Origin of the sequence: Actinopolyspora lacussalsi subsp. righensis, assembly GCF_900116555.1 — a bacterium.
Taxonomy (GTDB): Bacteria; Actinomycetota; Actinomycetes; order Mycobacteriales; family Pseudonocardiaceae; genus Actinopolyspora; species Actinopolyspora lacussalsi.
This window is the reverse complement of the sequence record NZ_FPAT01000003.1, coordinates 451,767-478,117: the sequence shown is the minus strand read 5'-3', so window position 1 is coordinate 478,117 and position 26,351 is coordinate 451,767. Positions and strand designations below refer to the sequence as shown.

The following is a 26,351-nucleotide window of genomic DNA, read 5'->3' as shown; positions in this document are numbered from 1 at the left end:
CTCAACGTGTCCGGCATGACCAGCAGCGCGAAGGGCACCACCGACAAGCCCGGCCGCAACGTCAAAGCCAAGGCCGGACTGAACCGGGCCGTCATGGACGCCGCGCTGGGCGAGTTCCGGCGCCAGCTGGAATACAAGACCACCCGCGCGGGCAAGACCCTGGCCGTCGTGGACCGGTGGTACCCGTCGTCGAAGACGTGCTCCGCGTGCGGACACCTGCTGCCGAGCTTGACACTCTCCACGCGGGCATGGACGTGCCCCGACTGCGGCACCCGGCACGACCGGGACCACAACGCCGCGAAGAACATCCTTGCCGCTGGTCGAGCGGTAGCCGGGCCATAGTCCGGCGAAGCCTGTGGAGCCGGTGTGAGTCCGCAAGGGTCTCCTCCCTTCGGCAGTCGGCTGTGAAGCAGGAACTATCGGGCGCGAGCCCGATGGGAATCCCCGCCCCCAGGGCGCGGAGGAAGTCAACCGGCCAGTTTACCCGCCTTCTCCCGGGCGTTGATGAAAGCCGTGACGGCGTTCTCCACGTCCTCCGAGGTCAGCGCCGCGGACATCTGGGTGCGGATGCGTGCTTTGCCGTGCGGCACGACCGGGTAGGAGAACCCGATCACGTAGACGCCCTCCTCCAGCAGCAGATCCGCCATCCGACTGGCCTCGGCCGCGTCGCCGATCATCACCGGGATGATCGGGTGTTCCCCGGGGAGCAGGTCGAAGCCCGCTTCGGTCATCCTGCGGCGGAACAACTCGCTGTTGGAGCGCAGCTGTTCCCGCATGCCCGGCTCCGAGGCCACCAGATCCAGCGCGGCCAGCGCGGAGGCCACGATCGGCGGGGCCAGCGAGTTGGAGAACAGGTAGGGCCGGGACCGCTGCCGCAGCAGTTCCACGATCTCCGGCCAAGCCGCCACGTAACCACCGCTGGCGCCGCCCAGCGCCTTGCCGAGCGTGCCGGTGACGATGTCCACCCGGTCGGTGACGCCGAACAGTTCGGGGGTTCCCGCGCCGTTGGGACCGAGGAAGCCGACCGCGTGCGAGTCGTCGACCATGACCATCGCGTCGTGGCGCTCGGCCAGCTCGCAGATCTCGTCGAGCGGGGCCAGGTAACCGTCCATGGAGAACACGCCGTCGGTGACGATCAACCGGTAGCGGGCGTCGGCGTGCTCGACCAGCTTGCGTTCCAGGTCGGCGGTGTCCCGGTTGCCGTAGCGCGCACGCCGTGCCTTGCACAGCCGGACACCGTCGATGATGCTCGCGTGGTTGAGCTCATCGGAGATGATCACGTCCTGCTCGTCGAGCAGGCTCTCGAACAGCCCGGTGTTGGCGTCGAAGCACGAGCTGTACAGGATGGTGTCGCCGGTGCCCAGGAATTCCGACAGGCGCCGTTCCAGCTCCTTGTGCGGGGCCTGGGTACCGCAGATGAACCGCACCGAGGCCATCCCCAGTCCCCACTCGTCCAGCGAGTTCTTGGCGGCCTCGATCAGCTTCGGATGATCGGCCAGCCCGAGGTAGTTGTTGGCGCAGAGGTTGAGCACCTCGCCGCTGTCCGCTTCCGAGCCGACCCCCACGCGCGCCCGCTGCGGCGTTTCGAGGACGCGTTCCCGCTTGTACAGCCCGGCCGACCGGATCTCGTCCAGCCTGCCACGCAGTTCCTCGGCAGCTTTGCCGAACATCGGCTACTCCACCGTCCAATCCAGGATGATCTTGCCGCACTGGCCCTGTCGGGCAGTGTCGAAGGCTTTCTGATAGTCGTCGCTGGCGAACCGGTGTGTGATCACCGGGCTCAGGTCCAGCCCCGATTCCAGCAGAACCGACATCGAGTACCAGGTCTCGAACATCTCCCTGCCGTAGATTCCCTTGATGGTCAGCATCTTCAGCACCACGGAGCTCCAGTCGATCCCGAAGCCCTCGGAGGGCAGGCCGAGCATGGCGATGTGACCACCGTGGGCCATGTTCGCGATCATGTCGCGCAGCGCGACGGGCTGCCCGCACATCTCCATGCCGACGTCGAAGCCCTCGGTCATGTCCAGCCGTTCCTGCACCTCGGTGAGGTCGTGCTCGGCGATGTTCATGGCGAGGTCGACGCCGATCCGCCGCGCCAGGTCCAACCGGTACTCGCTGGCGTCGGTGATCACGATGTGCCGGGCGCCCGCGTGCCGGGCCACGCTCGCGGCCATCAGCCCGATGGGGCCCGCGCCGGTGATGAGCACGTCCTCGCCCACCACGGGAAAGCTCAGCGCCGTGTGCACGGCGTTGCCGAACGGGTCGAAGATCGCGGCGACGTCGTGGTCGATGTGCTGGTGGTGCACCCAGCAGTTCGATTCGGGCAGCACGGCGTACTCGGCGAACGCACCGTCGTAGTGCACGCCCAGCCCCTTGGTGTTGGGGCACAGATGGCGCCTTCCCGCCAGGCAGTTGCGGCACCGGCCGCACACCACGTGCCCCTCACCGCTGACCAGGTCACCGACCGCCACCTGGCGCACACCGGCCCCGATCTCGACGACCTCGCCCACGAACTCGTGGCCCGCGACCAGCGGCGGGGTGATGTTCTCGGCGGCCCAGTCGTCCCAGCCGTCGATGTGCAGGTCGGTTCCGCAGATGCCGGTGCGCAGCACTCTGAGGACCACGTCCCGCGCGCCCGGCTTCGGGTCGGGGACCTCGGTCATTTCGAGTCCCGGCCCGGCGGTGGGTTTCACCAGTGCTCGCACGGTTCCTCCAATTCCGCTGGCGATCCGGCGGGGCTGTTGGCCCGTGGTTTGCCGCGGTCTGCCGCCGAAGCGCCGGTGAGCGCATCGGGATCGCCGAACCGGATTGTCTCCCCGTGGTTGGCGGCGGTCCAGCAGGACTTTCCGCACAGGCTGATAAGCGAGGCTGCACAGCGCGGTTCTGGAGCGGGGCGGGATCAGCTCTCCACGGCTTCGCTGACCTCTTCCTCCTCCGAATCGGCTTCGTCTCCCTCGTCCCTGGCGAGGAAGGTGGCCAGCCGGTCCACCGCGTCCTCGAACTCCGGGTTCGTGTCGACGAAGGCGCGCATCCGGTCGGCGAGCCAGGTCAGGTTCACCCGCTCGTCGCCGCGCTGTTCCTCCAGCTCCTCGAGACCACGATCGGTGAAATACACGTCGTCTCTCCTAACCGCTTCGCGTTCCCGATTTCGGGGTTCTCCGGCAGCGTAGGCAACCCGAGGTGGTTCGGCCCCACGGGGCACTCGGGGTTCGTGCGGATTCCGCCGGAAGGGGGAAGGCCCACCCGCCGCGAGAGTGAGCGGCCCTGCCGGTGTGCGGTACCGGTAACGAGAACGGGCCGCCGACCGGAACGAGTGCCCGGCATATCGCTTCGGAGTCCGTGCTATCAAACCTTTCTTTTTTGCTATCATAACTGCATGCGGCAGCTGATAACGCGGATAGACGACGAGCTGCACGGGCAGCTGAAAGCGAAAGCGGCCAGCGAGAACCGTAGTATGAACGAGCTGGTCACGGAGGCGCTCTCGCAAGTCGTGGACGGGCCGGCCGGCCATCGGACGGTACGCCAGCGGGCTCGTGCTTCCGGCCTGCTGGCGGAAGTTCAGCCGCCCGAGAACGTGTTGAGCCTGGACGAACTGGAAGCGGCGACCCGGGGGCTCGGTCGTAGCGCAGGCGAGGCGCTGGAAGCCGATCGGGGGAAGTGGTGACCCTGCTGTACGCCGATACCAGCAGTCTCATACGTGCCTACCTCGCCGACGAGGCCGAGCACGCCGAATTCCGTGAACTGCTGCTGGAAGGCGAGCTCCCCGTGGTCACCAGCGAGTTGACCAGGGTCGAATTCGCTTCCGCCGTCTCCGCCACACAGCGCGGCAACCGTGTCGAGATCTCCTCGCGCTTGATCGACCGCTTCGACCGGGACTGCGGCGAGGAAGGAGCCATAACCCCGCTGCGGCTGAACTCGGCCCTACTGTTGCCCAGAGCCAGGGAACTGGTGATCGGCTACGCGATCCGCACGCTGGATGCGATACATCTCGCGGCGGCTCTCGAACAGGCCGCTCCGCTGGCCGCGGGCGACGATCTCGTGATGGTCACGCGCGACACCAGGCAGGCCGCTGTCGCGACCGAGAAGGGACTCTTCGTCCGCTGAACAGCACTGCTCCTTCCACAGGTCCGTGGCTGCGGACTCCGCTCGTTCGCGCGAACGGAGAACGGGCCACCGATCCGCGTACGAATCGACGGCCCGCTCGAACGAATCCGTTCCGGAATCTAACTACCCGATGTCGGGCCTCCCCGCGGCGAGAGCCGTGCGAGAGGTTCCGCCAAGCGACCAGCCGAGAAACCCGACCGGGAACGCCCGGTCAGTCGGCGAAGGCGTTGGTGATGACCTCCGCCTGCTCCACGTCGTGCACCTTCTTCAACCCGGTGGCCGGTGCGGCCATCGGACGGCGCCCGACGACCTTGAGCTTGCTCGCGAACTCGGGGCCGAACTCGCGCGGCAGTGCCAGCCCGAGGAACGGCCAGGCACCCTGGTTGCGCGGCTCCTCCTGGGTCCAGCGGATCTCCTCGACGTTGGGGTAGCGCTCCAGCAGCCTGCCGAGCTTGCGGTGCGGCAGCGGGTAGAGCTGCTCCAGCCGGACCACGGCCGTGTCCTTCGCCTCCCGCTTGGCCTGTTCGGCCGCCAGCTCGTAGTACAGCTTGCCGGTGCACAGCACGAGCTTGCGAACCCCGGACGGGTCCGGCTCGCTCGGGTCGTCGATCACCGAGGCGAACTTGCCGTTGGTGAAGTGCTCGATCGGGCTGGTGGCCTCCTTGAGCCGCAGCATCGACTTCGGCGTGAACACCACCAGCGGCCGGTCGATGCCGTCCATCGCGTGCCTGCGCAGCAGGTGGAAGTAGTTCGCGGGAGTGGAGGGCATCGCCACCGTCATCGACCCCTCGGCGCACAGCTGCAACCACCGCTCGATGCGGGCCGAGCTGTGGTCCGGGCCCTGACCCTCGTGGCCGTGCGGCAGCAGCATCACCACGTCGGAGCGCTGGCCCCACTTGGCCTCGCCGGAGGAGATGAACTCGTCGATGATCGACTGGGCGCCGTTGAAGAAGTCACCGAACTGCGCCTCCCACAGCACCATGGCGTCCTGGTGCGCCACCGAGTAACCGTACTCGAAGCCCACCGCCGCGAACTCGGACAGCGCCGAGTCGTAGGTCAGGAACTTGGCCTGCTCGGGGGAGAGGTGCTGCAGCGGGGTGTACTCCGCACCGCTCTTGCGGTCGATGACCACCGCGTGCCGCTGGCCGAACGTCCCGCGCCTGGTGTCCTGCCCGGTCAACCGCACCGGGTAGCCCGAGGTGGTCAGCGACCCCAGCGCCAGCAGCTCGCCGAACGCCCAGTCGATGCCGCCTTCCTTGCCCATCTTGGCGCGCCGTTCCAGCACCGGCTTCACGCGCGAGTGCGGGGTGAAGCCCTCCGGCAGGTCGATCTGCGCGTCGGCGATCCCGCGCAGCTCGTCCTCGGAGATACCGGTTTCCAGCTTGGCCGGGATCTGCTGCTCCGACTCCACCGAGGGGCTCGGCTCGGGCGGGTGGTTCTCCAGCTCGCGCACCTCGTTGAACACGTGCTCCAGCTGGTTGGCGTAGTCCTTGAGCGCCTTCTCCGCCTCGTCGACGGTGATGTCGCCGCGTCCGATCAGCGACTCGGTGTAGGTCTTGCGGACGCTGCGCATCTTGTCGATCGCGTCGTACATCTCCGGCTGCGTCATCGACGGGTCGTCACCCTCGTTGTGCCCGCGGCGGCGGTAGCACACCATGTCGATGACCACGTCCTTGCCGAAGGTGTTGCGGTACTCCACGGCCAGCTTGGCGACCCAGACGCACGCCTCGGGGTCGTCGCCGTTGACGTGGAACACCGGCGAGCCGGTCATCTTGGCCACGTCGGTGGAGTACTTGCTCGACCGTCCCGACTCGGGGGTGGTGGTGTAGCCGACCTGGTTGTTGATGATGACGTGCACGGTGCCGCCGGTGCGGTAGCCGCGCAGCTGCGAGAGGTTCAGCGTCTCGGCGACCACGCCCTGCCCGGCGAACGCGGCGTCGCCGTGCAGCAGCACCGGCAGCACGGTGAAGCCCTCCTGGCCCTTGTCCAGGATGTCCTGCTTGGCGCGGACGATGCCCTCGAGTACCGGGTCCACCGCCTCCAGGTGGGAGGGGTTGGAGGTCAGCGAGACCTTGGTCTCGCCGTCGCCGAACATGCGGAAGTACTTGCCCTCCGCACCGAGGTGGTACTTCACGTCGCCGGAGCCGTGCGCCTGGCCCGGGTCGAGGTTGCCCTCGAACTCCTGGAAGATCTGCGCGATCGGCTTGCCGACGATGTTGGCCAGCACGTTGAGCCTGCCGCGGTGCGGCATGCCGATGACGACCTCGTCCAGCTCGGAGGTCGCCGAGGAGTCCAGCACCGCGTCCAGCAGCGGGACCACCGTCTCGGCACCCTCCAACGAGAACCGCTTCTGGCCGACGTACTTGGTCTGCAGGAAGGTCTCGAACGCCTCGGCGGCGTTGAGCTTGGACAGGATGTACTTCTGCTCGGACTGGACCGGCTTCTCGTGCGGCTTCTCGACGCGGTGCTGCAGCCACTCGCGCTCGTCCGGCTCGAGGATGTGCATGTACTCCACGCCGACCGTGCGGCAGTAGGAGTCCCGCAGCACCCCGAGCACGTCGCGCAGCGACATGTGCTCCTGGCCCGCGAAGCCGCCGACCGGGAACTCCCGGTCCAGGTCCCACAGCGTGAGGCTGTGCGAGAGGACGTCGAGGTCCTCGTGGCGCCGCTGCCGGTAGTTCAGCGGGTCGATGTCGGCCATGAGGTGACCGCGGGTGCGGTAGGCGTCGATGAGCTCCAGCACCCGGGCGGTCTTGTCGACCGCGCCTTCCGGGATGTCGGTCGACCAGCGGACCGGCTCGTAGGGGATGCGCAGCGAGGAGAAGATGTCGTCGAAGAAGTTGTCCTCGCCCAGCAGCAGCTGGTGCACCTTGCGCAGGAACTCGCCGGACTCCGCGCCCTGGATGACCCGGTGGTCGTAGGTGGAGGTCAGCGTGACGATCTTGCTGACGCCCATCTCGGTCAGGGCCTTCTCGCTGGCCCCCTGGAACTCGGCCGGGTACTCCATGGCGCCGACGCCGATGATGGCGCTCTGGCCCTGGGTGAGCCGCGGCACCGAGTGGTTCGTCCCGCTGGGGCCGGGGTTGGTCAGCGAGATCGTGGTGCCGGCGAAGTCCTCGGCGGTGAGCGCGTTGTTGCGCGCCTTGCGGATGATGTCCTCGTACGCCTGCCAGAACTGGTAGAAGTTCATGTTCTCGCAGGCCTTGATGGAGGCAACCACCAGATTGCGGGAGCCGTCCTTGCCGGGCAGGTCGATGGCCAGCCCGAGGTTGACGTGCTCCGGCGTCACCACGGCGGGCTTGCCCTTGGCGTCCTCGCCGTAGTGGCGGTTCATGCCGGGGAAGTCCCGCAGCGCCCGAACGAGGGCGTACCCGATCAGGTGGGTGAACGAGATCTTGCCGCCCTTGTTCCGCTTCAGGTGATTGTTGATCACGATGCGGTTGTCGAACAGCAGTTTGGCCGGGACCGCGCGGACGCTGGTGGCGGTCGGCACGGTCAGCGACTGCTCCATGTTCTTGGCGATCGCCGCGGCCGGCCCGCGCAGCGTCTTGGTCTCCTCGCCGCCGGACTCCTCCTTGACGGGAGCGGCCTTGGCTGCCTCCTGCGGGGAGGGCTTGGCGGTCTGCTGCGCCCCGGACGGTTGTGAAGTGGCCGAACGGCTGCCTCCGTCCTGCTGCGTTCCCGCCTGCCCGGAGGTGGTGCGCTGCTGGGCTCCGTTCGCACCCTGCCGGGTAGCGGTCTGCTGCGCGTCGCTCGCCGGTGGAGTCGTCGTGGTCGTACGGGCACCGTCGTCGTGCACCTGACCATTTTGCTCACCGGACTTGGTGGCGGTCGCGGTCTTCTGGCCTGTTGTTGCGCCTGTCGCCGCAGCGGCGGACTCGGTTGCCGAGTGCCCCGCGGGACGGTAGTCCGCGAAGAACTCGTGCCAGGCGGAGTCTACCGATGAGGGGTCGTTGAGGTACTGCTCATACATTTCCTCGATCAACCACTCGTTGGGGCCGAACTGTGACGCAGGGCTGCTGCTGGACACGGCTGGCGTTCGCCTCGATCCATCTGCTCGTGGTTTTTCAACGCTCGCAACCCAGGCTAACGCTTCCTGGGTGTTCGGTTGGGTCTGTCCCGTGCACTCCGGTCGAGTTCCGGCCGTTCCGAATCGATCAGGTTGTTGCCGCGGCTGCTTTTCCGGCGCGTTTTCCGGCGGACGAGATCCACGGTTTCCGGTAGTATGTGGGGTTTTGGTTTTTGTGATCTTGCTTTCCCGAAGGTCCGCGATGTCGAAACGGAACCCGAATGTGAGGTTTCACGCAAAAGTGAACAATCCCGTATCCTGAGCCGAATGAACCACATCACGGGAAATTGTGCGAGCCCAGAGCAATGTGGCCCACACCGTTGTCAGCCAGGTGCCAACTCGGCGTTACTCCGAGTCGCCGGAGGCTGCTCCGAGTGGCGTGCGGATGTGGTGCGAGCGCGGCCGGTACCGACCCGGTGAACGTCGAAGCCGGGGACCTCGGCCGCATCCTGGCGAAGTCCCTGCGGCCGCGAATACTCCCTGCGGCCGCGAATACTCCCTGCGGCCGCGAACACTCCCTCCGGCGTGGAGCCCCCGCTCAGCGGTTGGCCGGAGCCGAGTCGGGCTCCTCGTGCCCGGCCCCGAGCTCGTCGCCCGCGCCGGGCACGACCACGTCCGCGTCGTCGGCGGAACCACCGTTGGCCCAGAGCCGCGCGTAGACCCCGCCCGCGGCCAGCAGCTCCCCGTGCCCGCCCTGCTCGACGATGCTGCCGCCGCCCAGCACCACGATCCGGTCCGCACGGGCGGCCGTGGCCAGCCGGTGCGCCACCACGAACGTCGTCCGATTCCGGGCCAGCTCGGCGTGTGCCGCGGCCACCATCGCCTCGGTCGCCGGATCCAGCGCGGCCGTTGCCTCGTCCAGCAGCAGGATGTCCGGGTCCACCAGCTCCGCGCGGGCCAGCGCCACCAGCTGCCGCTGCCCGGCCGAGAGCGACTTGCCACCCTCGCCGGTCTGCTGCCGGAAACCGTCCGGCAGCGCCGCGATACCCGGCAGCGCACCCACCCGGCGTGCGGCCCGCTCGATCTCGGCCGGACCGGCGCCCGGGCTGCCGTAGGCGATGTTGTCCGCCACGTCACCCGCGAACAGGTGCCCCTCCTGCGGCACCACGGCCAGGTGGGAGTGGTACTCGGCCAGCGGGTAGTCGCGTACGTCCACCCCGTCCACCAGCACGCAGCCGCCCGAGACGTCGTAGAACCGCGCCAGCAGTTTGACCAGGGTCGACTTGCCCGCGCCCGTGGCGCCCACCAGGGCGACCGTCTCACCCGGGGTGACGCGCAGCGACACCTCGGACAGCGCGGGATCGTCGGTGGCCGGATAGCTGAACGACACCGAGCGCAGCTCCACCTCCCCGTCGAGTTCGCTCGGCACCGTGGCCGGGCGGTCGGTCTCCGGCACCGAGGTGCGGGTACGCAGCAGCTCCCCGATCCGGCGCAGCCCGACCCTGGCCTGCTGGTAGGCGTCGAACACGCCGGAGAGTTGCTGCACCGGGCTGAAGAACAGCCCCAGGTACAGCAGGAACGCCGCCAACACGCCCGCGGTCAGCTCCCCCTGGGCCACCCGCAGCGCGCCGACGCCGAGCACCACCGCCTGCGCCACTTCGGACAGCAGCGACACGAACGGGAAGTAGGTAGCGATGTAGCGCTGCGCCCGCAGCCGGGAACGCCGGTAGGCGTCGCTGCGCGCCGCGAACTTCTCGGCCGCCAGCCGCTCCCTGCGGTTGGCCTGCGACACGCGCAACCCGGAGACGTTCTCCTGCATCTCGGCGTTGACGGTGCTGACCCGTTCCCGGGCCTCGGCGTAGGCGCTCGACGAGACCCTGCGGAAGATCATCGTCGCCACCACCAGCAGCGGCGTCACCGACAGCGCCACCAGCGCCAGCGAGAGGTCGGTGATCAGCAGTGCCACCGCCACGCCGATGATGGTGGACACGCTGACCACCGCCGTGGCCAACCCCGTCTGCAGGAACGAGGACAGCGCGTCCACATCGGTGGTCATCCGGGTCATGATCCGGCCCGCGCGTTCGCGCTCGTAGTAGTCCAGCCCCAGCCGCTGCAGCTGGGCGAAGCTGCGCAACCGCAGCAGGTACAGCAGTGTCTCGCCCGTGCGCGCGGCGATCACCGTCTGCCAGCGCATGGTCACCCAGCCGATCAGCACCAGGCCCGCGCCCACCGCCGTGGCGGTGAACAGCGCGTCGGGATCGCCGGCTCCCACTCCGCCGTCCACACCCCAGCGGATCAGCGACGGCATGCTCACCGACACGGCCGCGGTGGCCGCGACCAGCAGCACCGTCAGCGCCACGCCCCACCGGATCGGGTGGAACAGCTTCGCCAGTCGGAAGCCCGGATCCGGTGCGGTGGGATCGGTGCCGTTGAGCTCGGGTTCGTCCTCGGCGGGCGGTAGCCGATCGATCGCGGTGGTCAGCTCATCGCTCGGTGGGGTGGCGGCCACGGTCGAACTTCGCGGGCGCCCCGCACCCGCCGTGCTCGGGGCTCCGGCAGCCGGTTTCGCCGCGCCCGCGCTCCGGCTCGCCGCCCCCACGGCCGCGAACGAGCTCTCGGTGCTCGTCGCGGTCCCGCTCCAGTAGCCGTGCCGCTGTCCGCGCTCCTCTCCCGGCCACAGCTCCGGGGTGGGTTCCTCGCCGGGTTCGCACACCGGGTACCTGGGGTGCTCGGACACCCCGGAGGTGTCCGGCAGCAGTTCGCGGAACAGCTCGGAGCGCCGCTCCAGCTCCCGCTGCGTGCCGATGTCGACGACCTCGCCCTCGTCCAGCAGCGCGACCCGGTCCGCGAGGGCGAGCGTGGACCGGCGGTGCGCCACCAGCAGCGTGGTTCGCTCCGCGGTCACCGAACTCAGCGTGGCGTGGATCGCGGCCTCGGTGCTCGGGTCCACCGCCGAGGTCGCGTCGTCCAGCACCAGGATCCTGGGATCGGTCAGCAGCGCGCGGGCCAGCGCGATCCGCTGCCGCTGGCCGCCCGACAGGGTCAGGCCGCGTTCGCCCACCAGCGTGTCGTAGCCCTGCGAGAGCTCGGTGATGAACTCGTGGGCCTCGGCCGCGCGGGCGGCGGCGATGATCTCCTCCTCGGAGGCGTTCGGATGCCCGTAGGAGATGTTGCCGCGCACGGTGTCGGAGAACAGGAACGCCTCCTCGAACACCACCCCCACGGCCGAACGCAGCGAGTCCAGCCGCACACCCCGGATGTCCAGGGCACCGTCCCCGTCGGCCCCCTCGTCGCCACCGTCGGGGCCGATCCGGACGCTGCCGGAGTGCACGTCGTAGAACCGGGGTAACAGCAGCGAGATCGTGGACTTGCCCGAGCCCGCCGAACCCACCAGTGCCAGCGTCTCGCCGGAACGCACCTCCAGGGAGGTGCCCCGCAGCACCGGCTGTTCGCCGCCGTAGCCGAACCGCACGTCGTCCAGCTCCACCCGCAGCGGCCCCTCGGGCAGGCTCACCGCGTCCGGCGCGTCGGTGACCTCCGGCTGCGAGTCGATCACGTCGTGGAGTCGTTCCAGCCCCGCTCGGGCGTGCTGGGCCTGGATCAGCACGTTGGACAGCATTCGCGCCGGTGCGGCGAGCATGGTCAGATAGCTCGCGAAGGCGATGAACGTGCCCACGCTGACCTGGCCCCGCAACGCGAGCCAACCGCCCAGCCCCAGCACGCAGACCTGGCCCGCCAGCGGCAGCGCCGTGAGGTGCGCGGTCGGCGGGGCCGTGACCCGTGCCGCCCGCATCCGTTCGGCGAACAGCCCGCGGGCGCGGCCGATCATGCCGCTGACCTCCCGGGACTCCTGCCCGAAGCCCTTGACCACGCGGACACCGCTGATCGTCTCCTCGACCTGCTCGGCCACGTCGGCGGCGCGCTGCTGCGCGCTCCAGGTCGCCGGGAACAGCTTCTTGCGGCTGCGGGCGGTGACCACCCCGATCAGCGGTCCCACTACCAGCGCGATCACGGTCAGCAGCGGGGACAGCCACACCATCGCCGCCAGCGAGAACACCGCCAGCATCAGCGTGCCCGCCGCCATCGGCAGCATGGACAGCAGCCCGTTGACCAGCTGCAGGTCGCTGATCGAGCGCGAGACCACCTGGCCGGTGCGTAGCGAGTCCTGCTTGCCGCCGTCGAGGCGCTGCACCGAGCCGAACACGGCGCGGCGCAGGTCGTGCTGCACGTTCACGGCGAGCTTGCCCGCGGTGTAACGGCGCACGAAGGCGGCGCCGAACCGGAACAGGCCCAGCCCGAGCATCGCCGCGACGATCCAGCCGAGCCCCTCGGTGCTGCCCGCCATAGCGTCGTCCACCGCCACCTTGGTGAACACCGGGACGGCCGCCTCCATCCCGACCGCCGTGACGGCGGCCCCCATGGACAGCAGCACGGCGGCGGGATGCCGCCAGCACGCGGCGCTCAGACGGCGGATCCAGCCGGGTTTGGCACGAGCTTCTCCGGATTCGGGCACCCCGCCAGGTTAGGACCCCACTCCGACGACTCGCTTTCCAGGAACGGGGCTCTCGGAGCGGGATGTGCGGGTGGTCACTCGGCGGAACCCCTCGCACGGCTCTCGCCGCGGGTAGGCCCGAGGTGTCCACTCCACAAGCCCGAGGCTCTGATCGCCGATCGCGGTACTGGTTATTGGTTTTCCGTGGATGTCGGAGCCGCACTACCGTTCGATGTGGCTAAATAGGTAATTTCTGTTTCGACGGGTCACTCGAGGGGTCCTGCGCCATTGGTAGTTGTTCCAGGAGTACATCGCGTACCCAAGCTCGTCGAGCCAGTCGGTCAGTTCTTCCGGTGTGCTGTCGTATCGATTTAGGTGTCGCGACTCGATTTCGAGCAACAGTGTGGGGCGGAATCGAGTCAAAACTTCTTTCGCGCCAGCGAGGATGGCCGGTTCTCTTCCTTCTGCGTCGATCTTCATGAAGTCGATTCGGTTGATACCCCGATCGTGGGTTACTTGATCGACGGTGCGCGAATCTACTGTGATTTCCCTTCGTTTTCCCCGATGTCGATCCGCGGGAACGGGAGAATCGTTTTGAATGTGGGCGTGTCCGTGGATGGGGAGGCCGAATCGGGTCGGGACGGTCATTTTTTCGGTTCTCGGGCGGCAGCTGAAGGCATCGCGAGAGACGTGGATTTGCGTGCTTTTCGTGATGAATCTACCCGCTGCGAGTACCGAATATGGTTTTGGCTGTGGTTCAAATGAGTGTACCGCCCCGCGAGTTCCGACGAGCTGTGCGAGGGGGAAGCTGTACATCCCGTAAGCTGCTCCGATGTCAAAGCAGGTATCGCCTGTACCGACCAGCTGGGTTAGTCCTCGAACTTCTGGCTCGGCCATCGATATACTCGCTGCGCCCCGCAGCGTCGCTGCCAGTGAGGAAAGTCGGCGACCAGGGGTGGAGTCGTACTTCGAGGTAGGCGGGTCCGCGGCGAAAAAATTCGAATCATGATTCATGGTGTTCCTTTCGTGGGGGTGTGAGATTTATTGTCGCGGCACCCGGAATCGGACGAATCTGATGCTGTTCCGGTGTGTGGCGTACTGCGCTGCGGCAGAAATAATCCCGAAAATTTGTTTTTGCATGGATCCTCGTGTTGTTGATCCTGCCCCAGGGGTTTCGGTGGTTCACCGGTGAGAAATTTCCTGTGCGGTTCCTTCGTTTCTGCGCGGGAGTAGGGTCCTGGTGCTTCGGCATGTCTCCCTTCGGGATGAAGTGCGGGAAAAGGTTGTCGCCAAAACGATTCTTTGAGTGAATGGTGTGTGAGTACCTCGTTCAGTGATGACGATTTGATCATAGGTGTTGTTCGGCTGGCTCGGGTCCGAAACGGAAATATGGTCCGGGTGTTGTTGATCACCCCCGAATGGTGGTTGAAGGGGTGTGGTCCTCTTTGCCGGGAAGATTTGAGTGGTTATTACAACTAGTCGCGGACGGTTCGGCGGCAAAATGGTTGTGTTGCTCCAACTTTTTCGCGCGGCTTGTGGACGCTGGATCAGCGGGCGGCTGCCTCCCACGTTCGAGCTGAAGCGGGAGCGGCCACTGAGCCGAGCTCGGTGGCTCGAGGTGAAACCGGCTCCGAATACCACCTGATCCGCGACGGCGGCCGGGGATCCCACGCATCAGCCGCGCGGCACCCGTGACACCAACAGCCCGTCCGCTGAGCCGTCGAGCGACCCTCGCGCCGCCGCGCCAGTTCCGACCTCCGGCAGTTCGCTGGAGTCGCCTTTCGAATGAAGGGTGAGTGACGGAGCGGCGCAGAGGTGGACAACGTTGTGTGGCTCCCGGACGACCTCGCTGGTCGTCACGGGTGACGGGGGTGCTGTTTCCGAGTGCCGTGCCGTTAGGATCGCTGGTCGCGCGTACTGGGTTCGTGGTTCCCTGGGGTGTCTGGTTCTCGTGCAGTTCGCAGCTGGCCGACCGCTGTCGGCCGCCACAACCGTCCGACCGAGTACAACAGCGGAATTTTCATGTCTGAGGTGTTTTCCTAGCGGCGTTATCGGAGAGTGCCATGAAGTACGTTTGGTTCGGCGTGCTGCTTCTGCTGGGCCAGCTGGTGCCGGAACTGCTGTTCCCACCGGAGGGCGTCACGGTGGAGATCGGCCGCTTCGCGGCCATGGCGGGTACCGCGGTGTTGGCCGCGGTGATTCTTTGCACCTGGGAGCGATGGTCACTGGGGCGCGGCGTCTGGCCGCGTCGAACCCGAGCGTACGAGACCGAGGCGTGATCGGCACTCGATTCCGTCGAGCTCACGGCCTTTTCGAGCGGGCTCTCCCGTACAGCGCCGCGATGCCGCGTCGCCCGCGGGAGCCACTCCGCCCGCGTCCGTGGCAGTGCGTCGCCGCTGAATCAGCGCGTGCTGTTCGAGTAGCTCTCCTGCCGCCGCTCGGTGGGGCGTTGCCCGGCGGTTCGCGATTCGGCGGTTCGCTGGAAGGCGATGGGCTGCGTCGGCAGCTCGACGGGTTGTGTCGGCGGGTCGACCGGCTGCGTCTCGATGGGCTGCGTCAGGGGCTCCGGTGACGAATCCACCGTCCGGTGCTCGCTCCGATCCCCCTTGGCCAGCAGCTTCCCCATCCCCGGGGTCTCCCGCAGTTTCTCGACCGCCCGGGTGGCCGGGTGGACACCGAGCAGCATCACGAGCAGCACCACGCTCGCGCCGACCAGGAAGCCCACCACCACGTCGTGCGGAAAGTGCGCTCCCACGAACACTCGGGAGGCCGCGGTCGAGATCCCGACCAGCAGTGCCGGAACACCGAGCCTGCGCCACGCGAACACGATCGCGACGGCCGTGGCACCCGCGACGGCGGAGTGGTTGCTGGGGAAGGACCAGTCACCGGGCGGATCGCACACCGCTATCGTGTTGATGTCGGACAACAACCGGCACGGTCGTCCGACCTCGAAGAAGCCCTTGATGGTGTCGTTGGTGAGGTAGGCCGCGATCATGCCGAACGGCGCCAGCAGCACGAACGCCATCGCGCGCGCGGGCAGCCCTCGTGCCCGCCACATGCCCCAGGCGAGGACGGCGGCCATGACGAACAGCGAGCCGTCGGTGAACAGGATCGCCAGCAGGTGCACGAAATCCGGCGTCGAGTTCGCGAACTCTATGATGTGGAGGTACCAGTTGGCGCTGACGTCCGGGACGTCCTCGATGCCCGAGACCGCCCGGTTGGTCGGCAACGTGGTCAGCTCGTCCGTCGGGCCCGTTTCGTGCATGCGGTCCTCGTCAGGGGTCGTGTCTCACGAGATCATCGGACTCCCTCGGGGAGCGGCGAGCGCTCCACTGCGGGAGGCGGAGATCCCGACTCGGTTCGGGTGGTCGTCCTGCGGTGGGGAATCCGGCACGTGCGCGACGAACACCCGCTTCGGCGAGAGCTGTTCACGCTCGGTACCGCCAAGGTTTCTCCACTGTTTACCACGAGGACACCCGTCGTTCCCGACGAGACCTTTCGCCTCCGGCGGGTCCGAGTCCCCGGACGATCCCGGAGTCGAGCGGATCGTGACCGGCCGCCGCGCGGGTAAACCGAGCCGGATTCGCGGCCCGGCGATCCGTTCCGGGCCGCGCGGTGCGGCCTCCCGGCCGTGGTCACTCGGCTCGGTGCGAGCTGCGGCGCGGCGTTGTGGCGTGGGCGGCGCAACCCGCTGCCGAGTCGCGAGTCCCGGCGCAGCCACACCGGTGCGCGCGGGACCGGTGTGCTTTCCACGTCACGACCGCCGAGAGTGCCAGTACCGCCGCGACCGCGGGCAGCCAGGCCACCAGACCGGCCGCGAGGGCACCACCGAGCAGGCCGGCGGTGATGAGTGCGGGCAGGAGGCAGCAGGCCAGGCAGGCCGCTCCGGCCAGCCCGGCCAAACCGACCGATGTCCGGCTCCGACGAGTGGGGTCAGCAGCAGGGTCGGTCATGGTGGTCCTCTTCGGCGATGTCGGCGAACGGCAGCGGGCAGTCCGTGCTGGTGGCGCAGGAGGTCAGATCGTCACAGCCTGCCTCGACCGCTTCGAGCAGCGTGGCGCGGATGGTTCGCAGGTCGGCGATGCGGGCCTCGACCTCGGCGAGCTTTGCCCGGGCACGTTCCCGCAATCCCGGGTCGGAGCGGTCGGCCCGGCGCGATCGTCCCGCTTCGAGCAGGTCGGCTACCTCGTCGAGAGTGAAGCCCAACCGTTGTGCGGCCTTGATGACCCGCAGCGTGGTTACCGCCGCCGGTGGATACAGGCGATGGCCGCCCAGGCTGCGTTCGGGTTGGGCCAGCAGCCCGCGCCGCTCGTAGTAGCGCAGGGTCTGCGGATTCACCCCGGCGGCTTCGGCGACCTGACCACTGCGCAGTCTCGTGGTGCTCATGGGGCTCCTTCCGGTGAGGCCGCTGCCGCGTGCCGGGCCAGCGCCTCCAGGACCGGTCGCTGGTCCGCGGGAACCGTGATGTCGAGCCGCAGCTCCTCTTCGCGCTGCTGGAGGACGAAGGTGAACAACGAGCAGCACCGGCTTTCCCGTTCCGCCAGGTCCCGCGCCGTGTCTCGCCAGGCCGGATCCAACACCAGTCGCAGTCGGGTCGGTTCCGGCCTGTGGAAGCTCCGCAGCGCGGCGGTGAACAGCGCATCGAACTCGGCCGCTCGTTCCGGTTGCCGTGACGGCGGCAACTCACACGATGGCGGGACCCACCCGAGCAGCGAGTCACTGCCCTCGGCGCTGTCGGTCTCCGTTCCGTCGTGACGGGTCTCCAGCGCCACGCCGTCCGTGCGGGCCGGAGGCGTGTTGTCTCCGACGTTCGGGCCGCAGCAGGCGCACCCGACGCTCTCGTCGTTCCTCATCGCGCTTCCCCTCCGATTCCAGTGGTACGCCGCCGTGGCGCGTGATGCCGGTCGAGCACGAGCCCCAGCGTGAGGCCGTAGACCAGGTGTGGGAGCAACGTCGCCGCCGCGATGCGCGGTGTCACGGCGATCCCGAACAGACCCCAGGACAGGTATGGCAGCCACACCAGACCCAGCAACCCCCACAGCAGCACGCCGTAGCCGAGCCCGATCCATACCGAAACCCGGCGAACCAACCCGACCAATACCGCCGCGGCCACGGCCCCGTAAGCCAGATGGGCCAGCACCGCCAGTCCCACCAGCACCGGCTGCGGCAGTGCCCCCACGGTCCGGGCCACCAGTGCTACCGGGACGGGGCTCGGCAACGGTGCCACGCCTGTGAGCATGCCGAAGAGCATCACCACGCTCATGAGCACCGTCGCGACCGCACCCCAGCCCGCCCCGGACACCAACCGGCCCGGGACGACTCCCGTCCCACCGGTACGGGCCGGTCCGTCCGAATCCACCGCCATCGTGAGTACCTCTCAACCACGTCGTACGCGCTGCGACAACCTCGTGCCGTCGACGGTAAGCCCGTACCCAGGTACAGGATGCAACCACGATTCGGCCGATCGGCGGCCGAGCCGTGCCCCTCAGCTCTGCGGTCGCGACCGGACCAGGCGAGGGATGGTGTGGACGTAGCCGACCATGCCGAGCAGTTCCACCAGGGTCTGGGTGACCACGACCACCGGGGTGATCGCGTAACCGGCAGGCAGGGCCAGCGCCAGCGGCAGCACTACCAGGGAGTTGCGGGTAGCACCGCTGAAGATCAGCGCGCGGGAGCGACCCGCGTCGAGCCGGAATCCTCGCGCCAGCCCGTAACCGACTCCGGCCATGATGACCAGGAAGGCGACGTACAGCGGAACCACGGCCACGACCCGGCCGAGCCGGTGGCTGATCGCGGGGACCTGGCTCGCAACGACCACCAGCAACGTCGCCGCCATGAGCGGCACCATCGCCGCGCCGACGGCCGAGGAGAGCACCTCGCCGGTGCGGTGCCGGGCGGCCAGCGCCTCGGTGGCCCAGGCCAGCCCCAGCGGAGCGACGATCAGGATTCCGAAGGCTTCCAGGAACGGCCCCACCGCGACGATGTCGGCCAGCTCCGGGCCGAGGAACAGCCACAGCAGCGGCGGCAGCGCCACCATCTGGGCCAACATCAACAGCGGTGAGGCGGCCAGCAGGCGGTGACTGTCCCCGCCCGCCAGCCCGGTGAACACGATCACGTAGTCGATGCACGGGGTCAGCAGCACCAGCAGCACCCCGAGCAGCACCGCCCGCGGCAAGGTCACCACGGCGGTCAGCGCGGCCATGATCAGCGGCACCACCGCGAAGTTCAGCAGCAGCGTCGCCGTCAGGAACCGTCCGTCGCGGAACGCACGGGTCAGCCGGGTGAAGGGAACCTGCAGAAACGTCGCGTACAGCAGTGTCCCCAGCACCGGGTAGATCGCGTGCTCCCAGCCGGGCGCGCTCGCGGGCAGCGCCAGGCCCACGACGGCACCGGCGGCCAGCCCGCCGAGGTAGATCGGGATCTGGTGGCGTTCCAGCCACTGGGTCGCGGACACGCGCGTGCGGTCTCCTTTCCCGTGTGTGGTCGCCGCTCCCGCCGTTACGTGGGGGAGGGGCGAACACCACTCAGCTCGGTACGGCCAGCAGCGCGGCGTTGTGGCGCGGGCGGCGCAGCAGCCACCCGCACAACCCACCCCACACCAGCAGGTTCGCTGCGAGTTTCACCGCTAGCACGGTGCCGCTCTGGGCGTAGAGCACAGGGTATGCCGTGAGTACCAGGAACGGATCGGCCAGTTCGACCCAGCGCAGCCCTGGCAGCATGGCCAGCATCATCGTCAATCGGGCCGCCGCACCGGATTCGGGTGTCGTGGCATCACCAGCTGTTTAATCCGCGGAAGGGTTGTTCTATGTCGCGGACCGCCCAGCGGTTGCCGAAGCGTTTGCCCAGTTTCTCGGTTTCCAGCAACGCCCGGCAGGTGGAGCGGCCCGCAACGGCCCGCCGAGTGGGAGGCGATGGTCGTCCACGACTTCGCGCCCCCGCACCCGGCACACGTCCTCATGGAGTGGCAGGCCCCTCGGCGACCCGCGCGGGGACCACTCAAGCTGGAGCTCCACGCCGCTCCCGGCCTGATCCTCACCGAGAACGACATCGTCTTCGGAGTTACCGAGGAGTGACCACGTCCGGCAGTTGGGAGAGTGCCGAGCACACCGCCACCACCCGGTTCGGCGGAACTCGCGGGAACGCGGGGCGTCGAGCGCCCAGACACCGGTGCGCCGTCATCCACTTGCCAGCGCGTTGAGCTGTTCGGTGAGGTAGCCGGCGAGTCGCTGCTTGTCGGCGGGGGCGAAGGTGTTCCAGTCGGCACCGTCGTTGTTGCGCCGGGACGTGATGCTGTAGCGGCCGTCCTCGGTGTCGCGCCAGCCGATCGCCGGTAGCCGGAGCGTCTCGCCGTTGTTCGGGCTGCCGCTGACGAAGAAGTAGCCGATCCGCTCGGTGGGCAGTGTCAGGATCCGCTGCGCCGCCCGCAGTTGCCGATCGCTGCTCCGTGCGGGCGGTTTGTGCTCCGCACCGGTCAGCCACGAGTCCCCGCCGGTTTCCGGGCCGCCGTCGGACCCGGCGGCGGTGTTGACGGTGGCCGTCTCCAGCTTTCCCGCCGCCACCTCGGGCAGCAGGTCGGTGCAGCCGCGAACCAGGCTCCGGGTGTCGACGAACCGGACCCGGAGCCCGTCGGTGCCCTGCACCGCCTGTACACCGAGCCTGCCGGAAACGGCGGTGCGGGCGCGGAACACCTCCTCGGTCGCGGTCTCCAGCCAGGTGACCGCGATGTCCACCTTCGGGGAGTGCAGCAGCCGCAGGGCCGCTTCCACGTCCTGGTCCGGCTCCCGATCATCGGCCAGCCCACGGTTGGCGAGCTCCCGCCACACCTCCGCGCGGACGCGGGAGCGCTCGTCGGTGGTGCCGCCGTGGTAATCCAGCTCGAACGGGAAGCTCCGGAGGTCGACGCCGAGGTCCTCGCAGAGGATGTCGGCCGCACGTGTCGAGAGCGTGAACGATCTCGGCATCAGTTACGGCCGCCCTCCTCTTCCGGCGTGGCGCCGATGACCGGGGGAGCCACCCGGGGCAGCCCGAGATCGTCGCCGATCTCGTCGGTTTCGAGCACGTACTTGCGCTCGTGCTCCTCCTTGTCCTCGCCCTGGCCGCGGCCCGCGCCCGCTCCGGCACCGCCCATCGGCATCCGGCCGCCGCCGCGCCCCGAGGAGTTCGCGGCCGTGCCGCTGGTGGGGCCGCCGGTCGGAGCACTACCGACCCCCGCGCGTCCGCCGGAGCCCAGTCCCGAACCACCCGATCCGGAGCCGCCCGCGCCGTAGCCACCGGCTCGTCCGCCGGTCATGCCGCCCGCACGGCCGCCGCCCGGCACCTGCTGGCCGGGTGGGACGGGTGCCCACCTGCCGTTGGCGGAGTTCTGCCGTTGCCACTGGCCGGTCCTGGGGTCCTGCCGGTAGTTCGTGCCGTCCGGGCCGCGCACCGCTCCCGGTGGCAGGCCGGAGTTGCCCGCGTTGCCGCCGGAGTTCCAGGCGGGCGCGGTGGTGGAGGGCTGCTGGTTCTGGCCGTAGTAGCCGCCCGGCGCGTTCGACACGCCCGAGGAGGGCGGTGCCGTGGTGCCGCTCGGGGCGGAGGCCGCGTAGGTGCTCGACGGGGTGGTGCCGCCGACGGTCGCGAAACCGCTGCCGCCGGATCCGGTGCCGTTGTAGCCGGTGCCGGAGTCACCCGCGTTCTCGTCGGTGGACTGCGGGGGAGGGGCGAAGCGCGGGGTGTTCTCGGCGGCACCGCCGAAGTCGTTCTCCATCGTGGACACCACGCGGGCGGCTTCCTGGTGGGCCTGCTTGGCCTCATCGGCGCGCTGGCGGATCTCAGCCGCGCGCTGCACGATCGTGGCCGGGTTCGGGTCCGAGGCGACTGCGGACAGCTCATGCATCAGGCTGAACTGCGGGTCCTCCGGCATCGAGTTGCGGGCCTGCTCACCGGCCTCGGCCTGCAACCCGATCTGGTTCGCCGTCAGCTGCGCGGCCTCGCCGGAATGTCCCATGTGCGCGGAGACGGTGTTCATCTGCGCGCGCATGGCGTCACCCGCGCGGCCCTGCCAGTTCTGCTCCGTCTTCGCGGCGGCCTGCTTGATGCGGTCGGAGAAGTCGATGAGTTTGGCACCGTGGCTGTGGTAGATACGGCCTACGTCGTGCACCTTCGTCGGCTCGAATTCTTCCCGCACGAACTTCTCGAGTTCCGCGTGCGGATAGGACTCGTATGCGGTGCACCCCAGTGAGGTGGGGCGACCGCGCAGCGACTGGTCGCCCGACATGGCCTTGGCCTGTTGGGTGCCGTAGTGCTCAGCGGCGTTCGCGGCGACTTCCTTGGCCCGCTGCGTGCTCATGTCGCCGTTGCCGACCGGCACGTGCCCGCCGGCCTGGTGCTCGAAGTCACCCCGGGCGCGGTTGTACGCCTCGCGTTCCCGGTCGGCGATGTATTCGTGGCTGCGGTAGCCCTGGTCCCCCTCGGACACGAAATCCCCCTGGTTCTCAGCTGTCCGAAATGTTCTGCTCTACCATCGGTGCGATCTTCTTGGCGAGGTCGCACGAGGTGGTGTTCCCTTTTCCCTGGGCATCTACTGAGATTGACTCTGAATTATTATTGACCGGTATTGCTACTGTGCAGAGGTCCTCAGTGTTCCCCTTGACTAGTTTCCCCTGTTTGTTTCCGACTTTGAAGCCGCTTACTTGGCCTTCAGAGAAGTCTAGGTCGTTTATTGTTTTTTCTGGATAAAATGAAATATTTATATTACCCGAGGTGAGACCCCATCTGCATGCTTTGACGTCAACTACCTCCTCGGGTGAGCCTGGTCCAGAAGCCTCAATCTTGCTCTCTTGTTTCTGGGTAAGTGCTTCGCAGGGAGACAAGTTCGACAGTAGTGTTTTTTCGGTACTTTCCGTGGCGCTGTTGGGTGAGTCCTGAGCAGGTGATTGCGAACATCCGGATGCTACGAAAACTAGGCAGAGGATTCCCAGTAAAGTTTCGAATTTCCTGTCTTGGATAAGTATCATTCGATGCCTTCGATTTCAGAAGAGTTTGATTCGTCGGCGCTCTGGTAGAGTCTTATTCCGTTTTTTATTGCCTCTACAACTTTCGGCGAATTTTCTTTGATTTTGTTGATTAGTTCTTCGTAGGAATCTTCATCGCCTGCTGCTACTCTTTTGTTGAAATTCGATATTTCTTTTCCGGCAGGGCTGTTTCCCAAGGGGGTGTCCTGCTTCAAAGTTTCGATGTCAAACTTGGCATCGATTGTCCAGTCCTCGATTTCCTGGAAGATCTGTATGAGTTCGTCGCCCGCGTCGGGCGTGATGACGAACTGGCCGTTATTGGCGGCAGTGATGATGCCCTGCATGGCGTCGTTGGTGGCCGACAGGTTGTCGGTCAGGTTCTGGTCGTCGCTCATGGTGACGCGTTGATTCCCCCATCGTCGGCGTGTGCCCTACGAAATTTCGAGGTTACTGATCTTGCTCGATGAGGGTCAACGGCTTCGCGCTGACGGGGTATACGTCACGCCGGTGGTTCACCCGGATGTCGGAGTGCTGTGTTTGAGGGTGCCGACGAAGCTCTGCCAGGTAGCGGGGGAGAGGGCGAGTAAGCCGCCTTCGCGGTCCTTGGTGTCGCGCACCAGCACGGCCGATGTCGCGAAACCGACCTCCACACAGGTGCCGTTGTTGCCGCTGTAGCTACTCGTGTGCCAGATGACCGAATTCTTATCGCGGAATAACATGGGTACTCCTGGGGCTAAGCTTTCAGCATGTCTTCGATCAGGTCTCTCGACTGTTCCGGGCCGAGTGCGACCCGTTGAAGACTCTCCGCAGCCATCGTATACGAGTCAACCTGCTCTTCATCCTGTATGTACACCGCACCGTCGTGCAATTCGCTGTAGACGATCGAGCGAACCTGCTCGAAATCAAGCACGGTGAACTGCCCGGTAAGCGTCATTTACAGGAAATTCTCCGGCCGAACGCTCCGCAGGGTGATGCTCGGTTATTAGAGAAAGTTCATCCGGATGTCGGAGTGCTGTGTTTGAGGGTGCCGACGAAACTCTGCCAGGCAGCGGGAGAGAGGGAGAGCAAGCCGCCTTCGCGGGCTTTGGTGTCGCGGACCAGCACGGTCGAGGTCGCGAAGCCGACCTCGACGCAGTTGCCTCCGCCAGTGCTACGAGTGCTTTTCCGCCAGTTGACGGATGCTTGCTTGTCGCTCATGGTGACGTTGTTCCCCATCATCGACTCGTGCCTGTAACCAGCTAATTTTACTGATCTTGCTCGGTGTGGGCAACGTTAGGCGACGATAGGGGAACGTCACCGTGTTTTGATATCAGGTGTGTTTCAGGGTGGAGAGGAAGCTGTGCCAAACATCAGGCGATACCGCGAGTGTGCCGCTGTCGCGGTCTTTGGTGTCGCGGATCAGCACGGCTGATGTGGCGAAACCGACCTCGACGCAGTTGTTCGCGCCCCCACTACTGCGAGTGCTTTTCCGCCAGTCGACGGATGCTGGTTCGTTGCTCACTCTCGGGCCTCCGCTAGCTCGGCGATCACACGATCGAGTAAGTTCAGTGTCTCACGTTGTCCGAGGGCCGCGATACGCAGTTGTTCGATGACGAGCTGATAGGTCTCGATGTGCTGTTGACCGTCCAAAGTATCTGCTCGGGTCAAACTCTCCAGGTAGGCATAGCTGAAGGTGAGGTCTTCCAGGTCCAGCCGTAACACGGTGAACGAAGCGCCCATAGCGGCGTGTTCGCCGGAACTGAAGGGCAGGATCTGAAGCGTGATGTTCGGTTGCGTAGCCAGCTGACGCAGGTGTTGTAGCTGACGGCGCAGTACAGCCGGACTACCAACCGTCCGACAGAGTGCCGCTTCTCCCAGCACTATTCCAAGCTCGGGCGGTGTCTCCCTGCTCAGGATGCGCTGTCTTGCCAGTCGCGCCTTGACTGTCTGTTCGACCTCGGCCGGCGGTACCACCACGGAGGTCGAAACTATCGCCCTCGCGTATTCCTCGGTCTGTGCGAGCCCTGGCACGAGTTCCCCGTCCCAGATCGTCAACGCACTGGCATCCGCTTCCAACCCTACGTACTGGCGTGACCAGTCCGGAACTTTTCCGAATTTGCCGCGCTTTCGCGCCTCGGTCGCTAGCCTGCGCAGTCGTTCGCATTGTTCCTCGTCGGGCCAGAACAGTTCGACCAGCTGTTCCAGCTCCGCTCGTTGCAGGGTGGCTTGACCCTGTTCGATTCTGCTTATCTTGCTGGGCTGCCACTTCGTGGACGTAGCGAGCTGCTCCCGCTCCATGTCAGCTGCTTCTCGAAGTTGACGTAGTTCTCTCCCCAGCAGAAGACGGCAGACAGCCGGGCTCGGTGCGCTCATGCCAGTCGATCCTGCCTCTTCACGATCCGCTTCAGTATCACCCTTAAGTGTAATTGTAAGTCGCATTGCGACTTGCAATGCTTGTTGTGTACTTCGAGAGGAGCCAAATGTCCTGGTGGTGGTTTCGGTGGCGGGAGGGTGTGGCGGCCGAGTCCGAGCGGTTGGCGCACGCCGTGGACGTCGCGGTGGGGCGCGACTACCTGATCTCCCCTTGCGGGCGGCAGTTCTCCCGCCGCGACACCGAGTGGGTAACCGATCCACGACACGCCCCACGCGGCGCTGCGGGAGAGCCCTGCGCGGCGTGCGTGATGCGGGTGCTGCTGAGCGCGCCCGCCAGTGGCGGACCCGATGGCGGACAACGCCATTCGCACGAGCAACGTCCTCCGTACGGGTGAGTGCTGCGCGCTCGCCCTCGACTCCGAACTCCTACGTGTCTCGAGCCCCGGGCTCGAGCTTTCGTCCCGATGGAAGGGAGACCCACGTGTTCAGCATTGGTTGGCGCGGTCCGGTGGTGTGGTGGAACCCGATCGCCGGATACCGACACGCCTTCGGCCCCGACACCCCGCCGCGCCCCGAAGAGCACCGCGACACCCTGTGCGGCGTCTCGGTGACGCTCACCGAACCGTCCGATGCGGACTGGCTACTGCCCACCTGCGACTCCTGCATGGCCGAAGCCCTCGTCCGCAGCGAGAACCGCGAACAACGCCACCGCGACGCCCGCCGCAGACTGCACGACCAATTCGGCACGGAGTTCCTGTGATGCCACCCTACGAACCGTTCGGCCCGATCTGGCTCCTCGGAGTAGTGCTCGCGGTGGTGCTCTGCACCTTCCTCCCGCTGCGCGGCGGCAACGGGCAGCACGCCGACGCCGGGCCGGGCGCGCTCACCGTCAGAAGTCTCACCGAGCACCACGCATTCGCCACGCCGACGTCCCCGCCCGATTCCGGGGAGCTCGCGCCCCGGCCGATGCCCGAACCACGAACACCGCCGACCCACGCGGTGCCCGAACACCCCGAAGCGACGACCGAGCGAACCACCGAGATTCACTGGCCACTGGACGACCCGGACCATCCACGGTGGTTCTCCGCGTGCGAGGTTCCCAGCCATCCCGCGCCGTTCCCACCGATCAGTCCCGGCAGGCACCGCAACGGCCCCAGCCTGGTGGAGCAGGACATCGCCGAACTGCTCGGCTGCCGCCCGCATCCCGACAGCCTCGGACCGGAGTCCGGCTACATCGGATGCCATCGACTCCTGGCACCTGCCTGACAATTGCCACGTAGTCGGAGTGCTGCGTACTCATTAATAATAGCGAGAGATACTCCGCTGGTGGCCGTTCCGGCTCGGTGCCGAATCGGGAACGAAAGGCAGGGCCGAAGGCCACCGGGAGATCCGGTATCGGCAT

General features: G+C 67.1%; 29 protein-coding genes and 1 pseudogene. 8 read left to right on the top strand and 22 right to left on the bottom strand.

What is annotated here, in order from left to right; genetic code table 11:
• A pseudogene (locus BM394_RS08340) lies at nucleotides 1-416 on the top strand (RNA-guided endonuclease InsQ/TnpB family protein); the annotation flags it as partial.
• Nucleotides 417-467: 51 nt separating this feature from the next.
• Here the strand turns inward: BM394_RS08340 and BM394_RS08335 are convergent.
• The 3 genes from BM394_RS08335 to BM394_RS08325 form a co-directional block, all read right to left on the bottom strand.
• Nucleotides 468-1,670 (bottom strand): glycine C-acetyltransferase, encoded by a 1,203-nt coding sequence (locus BM394_RS08335; protein WP_092976181.1) that lies wholly within the window; start codon nucleotides 1,668-1,670, stop codon nucleotides 468-470.
• Nucleotides 1,671-1,673: 3 nt separating this feature from the next.
• Entirely contained in the window at nucleotides 1,674-2,705 is a 1,032-nt protein-coding gene (gene tdh, locus BM394_RS08330) for an L-threonine 3-dehydrogenase (RefSeq protein ID WP_092976178.1), read from the bottom strand.
• Nucleotides 2,706-2,899: 194 nt separating this feature from the next.
• The gene (locus tag BM394_RS08325; protein ID WP_092976175.1) at nucleotides 2,900-3,115 is read right to left on the bottom strand and encodes a DUF6104 family protein; all 216 of its coding nucleotides are present in this window, start codon (nucleotides 3,113-3,115) and stop codon (nucleotides 2,900-2,902) included.
• A 261-nt stretch (nucleotides 3,116-3,376) separates the two neighbouring features.
• Here BM394_RS08325 and BM394_RS08320 point away from each other — a divergent pair, with 261 nt between their 5' ends.
• Complete coding sequence (locus BM394_RS08320; RefSeq protein ID WP_092976172.1) at nucleotides 3,377-3,664, top strand: FitA-like ribbon-helix-helix domain-containing protein; 288 nt, start codon at nucleotides 3,377-3,379, stop codon at nucleotides 3,662-3,664.
• On the top strand, nucleotides 3,661-4,104 hold the full coding sequence (locus BM394_RS08315; RefSeq protein ID WP_217643412.1) for a type II toxin-antitoxin system VapC family toxin: 444 nt from the start codon (nucleotides 3,661-3,663) through the stop codon (nucleotides 4,102-4,104). The genes BM394_RS08320 and BM394_RS08315 overlap by 4 nt, the downstream gene beginning before the upstream one ends.
• Nucleotides 4,105-4,315: 211 nt before the next feature.
• On the opposite strand, the gene BM394_RS08310 is transcribed toward BM394_RS08315, so the two are convergent.
• From BM394_RS08310 to BM394_RS08300, 3 genes are all read right to left on the bottom strand, one after another.
• Complete coding sequence (locus BM394_RS08310; protein WP_092976166.1) at nucleotides 4,316-8,134, bottom strand: multifunctional oxoglutarate decarboxylase/oxoglutarate dehydrogenase thiamine pyrophosphate-binding subunit/dihydrolipoyllysine-residue succinyltransferase subunit; 3,819 nt, start codon at nucleotides 8,132-8,134, stop codon at nucleotides 4,316-4,318.
• Nucleotides 8,135-8,711: 577 nt separating this feature from the next.
• On the bottom strand, nucleotides 8,712-12,626 hold the full coding sequence (locus tag BM394_RS08305) for an ABC transporter ATP-binding protein (protein WP_092976162.1): 3,915 nt from the start codon (nucleotides 12,624-12,626) through the stop codon (nucleotides 8,712-8,714).
• A 201-nt stretch (nucleotides 12,627-12,827) separates the two neighbouring features.
• Complete coding sequence (locus BM394_RS08300) at nucleotides 12,828-13,421, bottom strand: FkbM family methyltransferase (RefSeq protein WP_245780056.1); 594 nt, start codon at nucleotides 13,419-13,421, stop codon at nucleotides 12,828-12,830.
• A gap of 1,247 nt (nucleotides 13,422-14,668) precedes the next feature.
• Here BM394_RS08300 and BM394_RS08295 point away from each other — a divergent pair.
• The gene (locus tag BM394_RS08295; RefSeq protein WP_092976156.1) at nucleotides 14,669-14,884 is read left to right on the top strand and encodes a hypothetical protein; all 216 of its coding nucleotides are present in this window, start codon (nucleotides 14,669-14,671) and stop codon (nucleotides 14,882-14,884) included.
• Nucleotides 14,885-15,006: 122 nt separating this feature from the next.
• Here BM394_RS08295 and BM394_RS08290 read toward each other — a convergent pair whose 3' ends face one another.
• The 7 genes from BM394_RS08290 to BM394_RS08260 all read right to left on the bottom strand — a co-directional run bounded on the left by BM394_RS08290 (nucleotide 15,007) and on the right by BM394_RS08260 (nucleotide 19,342).
• Entirely contained in the window at nucleotides 15,007-15,870 is an 864-nt protein-coding gene (locus tag BM394_RS08290) for a phosphatase PAP2 family protein (RefSeq protein WP_092976153.1), read from the bottom strand.
• Between the two features lie 370 nt (nucleotides 15,871-16,240).
• Nucleotides 16,241-16,558, bottom strand: a complete 318-nt coding sequence (locus BM394_RS08285) for a hypothetical protein (RefSeq protein WP_139235173.1) — start codon at nucleotides 16,556-16,558, stop codon at nucleotides 16,241-16,243.
• The gene (locus BM394_RS08280) at nucleotides 16,539-16,991 is read right to left on the bottom strand and encodes a MerR family transcriptional regulator (protein ID WP_092976148.1); all 453 of its coding nucleotides are present in this window, start codon (nucleotides 16,989-16,991) and stop codon (nucleotides 16,539-16,541) included. Before BM394_RS08280 ends, BM394_RS08285 begins: the two co-directional genes overlap by 20 nt.
• Nucleotides 16,988-17,458 carry a hypothetical protein gene (locus tag BM394_RS08275; protein WP_217643411.1) on the bottom strand — a complete coding sequence of 157 codons (471 nt, stop codon included), beginning with the start codon at nucleotides 17,456-17,458 and terminating at the stop codon, nucleotides 16,988-16,990. Before BM394_RS08275 ends, BM394_RS08280 begins: the two co-directional genes overlap by 4 nt.
• Nucleotides 17,455-17,970: a DUF6789 family protein gene (locus tag BM394_RS08270; RefSeq protein ID WP_092976145.1), complete on the bottom strand. Its 516-nt coding sequence runs from the start codon at nucleotides 17,968-17,970 to the stop codon at nucleotides 17,455-17,457. Before BM394_RS08270 ends, BM394_RS08275 begins: the two co-directional genes overlap by 4 nt.
• A gap of 120 nt (nucleotides 17,971-18,090) precedes the next feature.
• A complete protein-coding gene (locus BM394_RS08265; protein ID WP_092976142.1) occupies nucleotides 18,091-19,059 on the bottom strand; it encodes an arsenic resistance protein in 969 nt (322 codons plus the stop codon).
• Between the two features lie 70 nt (nucleotides 19,060-19,129).
• Complete coding sequence (locus tag BM394_RS08260; protein ID WP_245780049.1) at nucleotides 19,130-19,342, bottom strand: hypothetical protein; 213 nt, start codon at nucleotides 19,340-19,342, stop codon at nucleotides 19,130-19,132.
• Between the two features lie 174 nt (nucleotides 19,343-19,516).
• Here BM394_RS08260 and BM394_RS22745 point away from each other — a divergent pair, with 174 nt between their 5' ends.
• A complete protein-coding gene (locus BM394_RS22745) occupies nucleotides 19,517-19,678 on the top strand; it encodes a hypothetical protein (protein WP_175530013.1) in 162 nt (53 codons plus the stop codon).
• A 102-nt stretch (nucleotides 19,679-19,780) separates the two neighbouring features.
• On the opposite strand, the gene BM394_RS08255 is transcribed toward BM394_RS22745, so the two are convergent.
• The 9 genes from BM394_RS08255 to BM394_RS08215 all read right to left on the bottom strand — a co-directional run bounded on the left by BM394_RS08255 (nucleotide 19,781) and on the right by BM394_RS08215 (nucleotide 24,949).
• Nucleotides 19,781-20,566 carry an ESX secretion-associated protein EspG gene (locus tag BM394_RS08255; RefSeq protein ID WP_092976139.1) on the bottom strand — a complete coding sequence of 262 codons (786 nt, stop codon included), beginning with the start codon at nucleotides 20,564-20,566 and terminating at the stop codon, nucleotides 19,781-19,783.
• The gene (locus BM394_RS08250; RefSeq protein WP_092976136.1) at nucleotides 20,566-22,062 is read right to left on the bottom strand and encodes a hypothetical protein; all 1,497 of its coding nucleotides are present in this window, start codon (nucleotides 22,060-22,062) and stop codon (nucleotides 20,566-20,568) included. The genes BM394_RS08255 and BM394_RS08250 overlap by 1 nt, the downstream gene beginning before the upstream one ends.
• Nucleotides 22,063-22,078: 16 nt before the next feature.
• Nucleotides 22,079-22,600 carry a DUF3558 family protein gene (locus tag BM394_RS08245; RefSeq protein WP_092976133.1) on the bottom strand — a complete coding sequence of 174 codons (522 nt, stop codon included), beginning with the start codon at nucleotides 22,598-22,600 and terminating at the stop codon, nucleotides 22,079-22,081.
• Complete coding sequence (locus BM394_RS08240) at nucleotides 22,597-22,992, bottom strand: hypothetical protein (protein WP_092976130.1); 396 nt, start codon at nucleotides 22,990-22,992, stop codon at nucleotides 22,597-22,599. Before BM394_RS08240 ends, BM394_RS08245 begins: the two co-directional genes overlap by 4 nt.
• 117 nt (nucleotides 22,993-23,109) lie before the next feature.
• A complete protein-coding gene (locus tag BM394_RS08235; RefSeq protein WP_092976127.1) occupies nucleotides 23,110-23,316 on the bottom strand; it encodes a DUF397 domain-containing protein in 207 nt (68 codons plus the stop codon).
• Nucleotides 23,317-23,330: 14 nt separating this feature from the next.
• The gene (locus BM394_RS08230) at nucleotides 23,331-23,531 is read right to left on the bottom strand and encodes a Scr1 family TA system antitoxin-like transcriptional regulator (protein WP_092976124.1); all 201 of its coding nucleotides are present in this window, start codon (nucleotides 23,529-23,531) and stop codon (nucleotides 23,331-23,333) included.
• A gap of 59 nt (nucleotides 23,532-23,590) precedes the next feature.
• Complete coding sequence (locus BM394_RS08225; protein ID WP_092976384.1) at nucleotides 23,591-23,794, bottom strand: DUF397 domain-containing protein; 204 nt, start codon at nucleotides 23,792-23,794, stop codon at nucleotides 23,591-23,593.
• A gap of 112 nt (nucleotides 23,795-23,906) precedes the next feature.
• On the bottom strand, nucleotides 23,907-24,098 hold the full coding sequence (locus BM394_RS08220; protein WP_092976121.1) for a DUF397 domain-containing protein: 192 nt from the start codon (nucleotides 24,096-24,098) through the stop codon (nucleotides 23,907-23,909).
• Entirely contained in the window at nucleotides 24,095-24,949 is an 855-nt protein-coding gene (locus BM394_RS08215; protein WP_281246425.1) for a helix-turn-helix domain-containing protein, read from the bottom strand. The genes BM394_RS08220 and BM394_RS08215 overlap by 4 nt, the downstream gene beginning before the upstream one ends.
• Nucleotides 24,950-25,056: 107 nt before the next feature.
• On the opposite strand from BM394_RS08215, the gene BM394_RS23305 reads away from it, so the two are divergent.
• The 3 genes from BM394_RS23305 (at nucleotide 25,057) to BM394_RS08200 (ending at nucleotide 26,215) form a co-directional block, all read left to right on the top strand.
• The gene (locus tag BM394_RS23305) at nucleotides 25,057-25,344 is read left to right on the top strand and encodes a hypothetical protein (protein ID WP_092976115.1); all 288 of its coding nucleotides are present in this window, start codon (nucleotides 25,057-25,059) and stop codon (nucleotides 25,342-25,344) included.
• A gap of 86 nt (nucleotides 25,345-25,430) precedes the next feature.
• On the top strand, nucleotides 25,431-25,709 hold the full coding sequence (locus tag BM394_RS23300) for an HC3 family zinc finger protein (RefSeq protein ID WP_092629857.1): 279 nt from the start codon (nucleotides 25,431-25,433) through the stop codon (nucleotides 25,707-25,709).
• Nucleotides 25,709-26,215, top strand: a complete 507-nt coding sequence (locus BM394_RS08200; protein ID WP_092976112.1) for a hypothetical protein — start codon at nucleotides 25,709-25,711, stop codon at nucleotides 26,213-26,215. The genes BM394_RS23300 and BM394_RS08200 overlap by 1 nt, the downstream gene beginning before the upstream one ends.
• The last annotated feature ends 136 nt before the right edge of the window (nucleotides 26,216-26,351 follow it).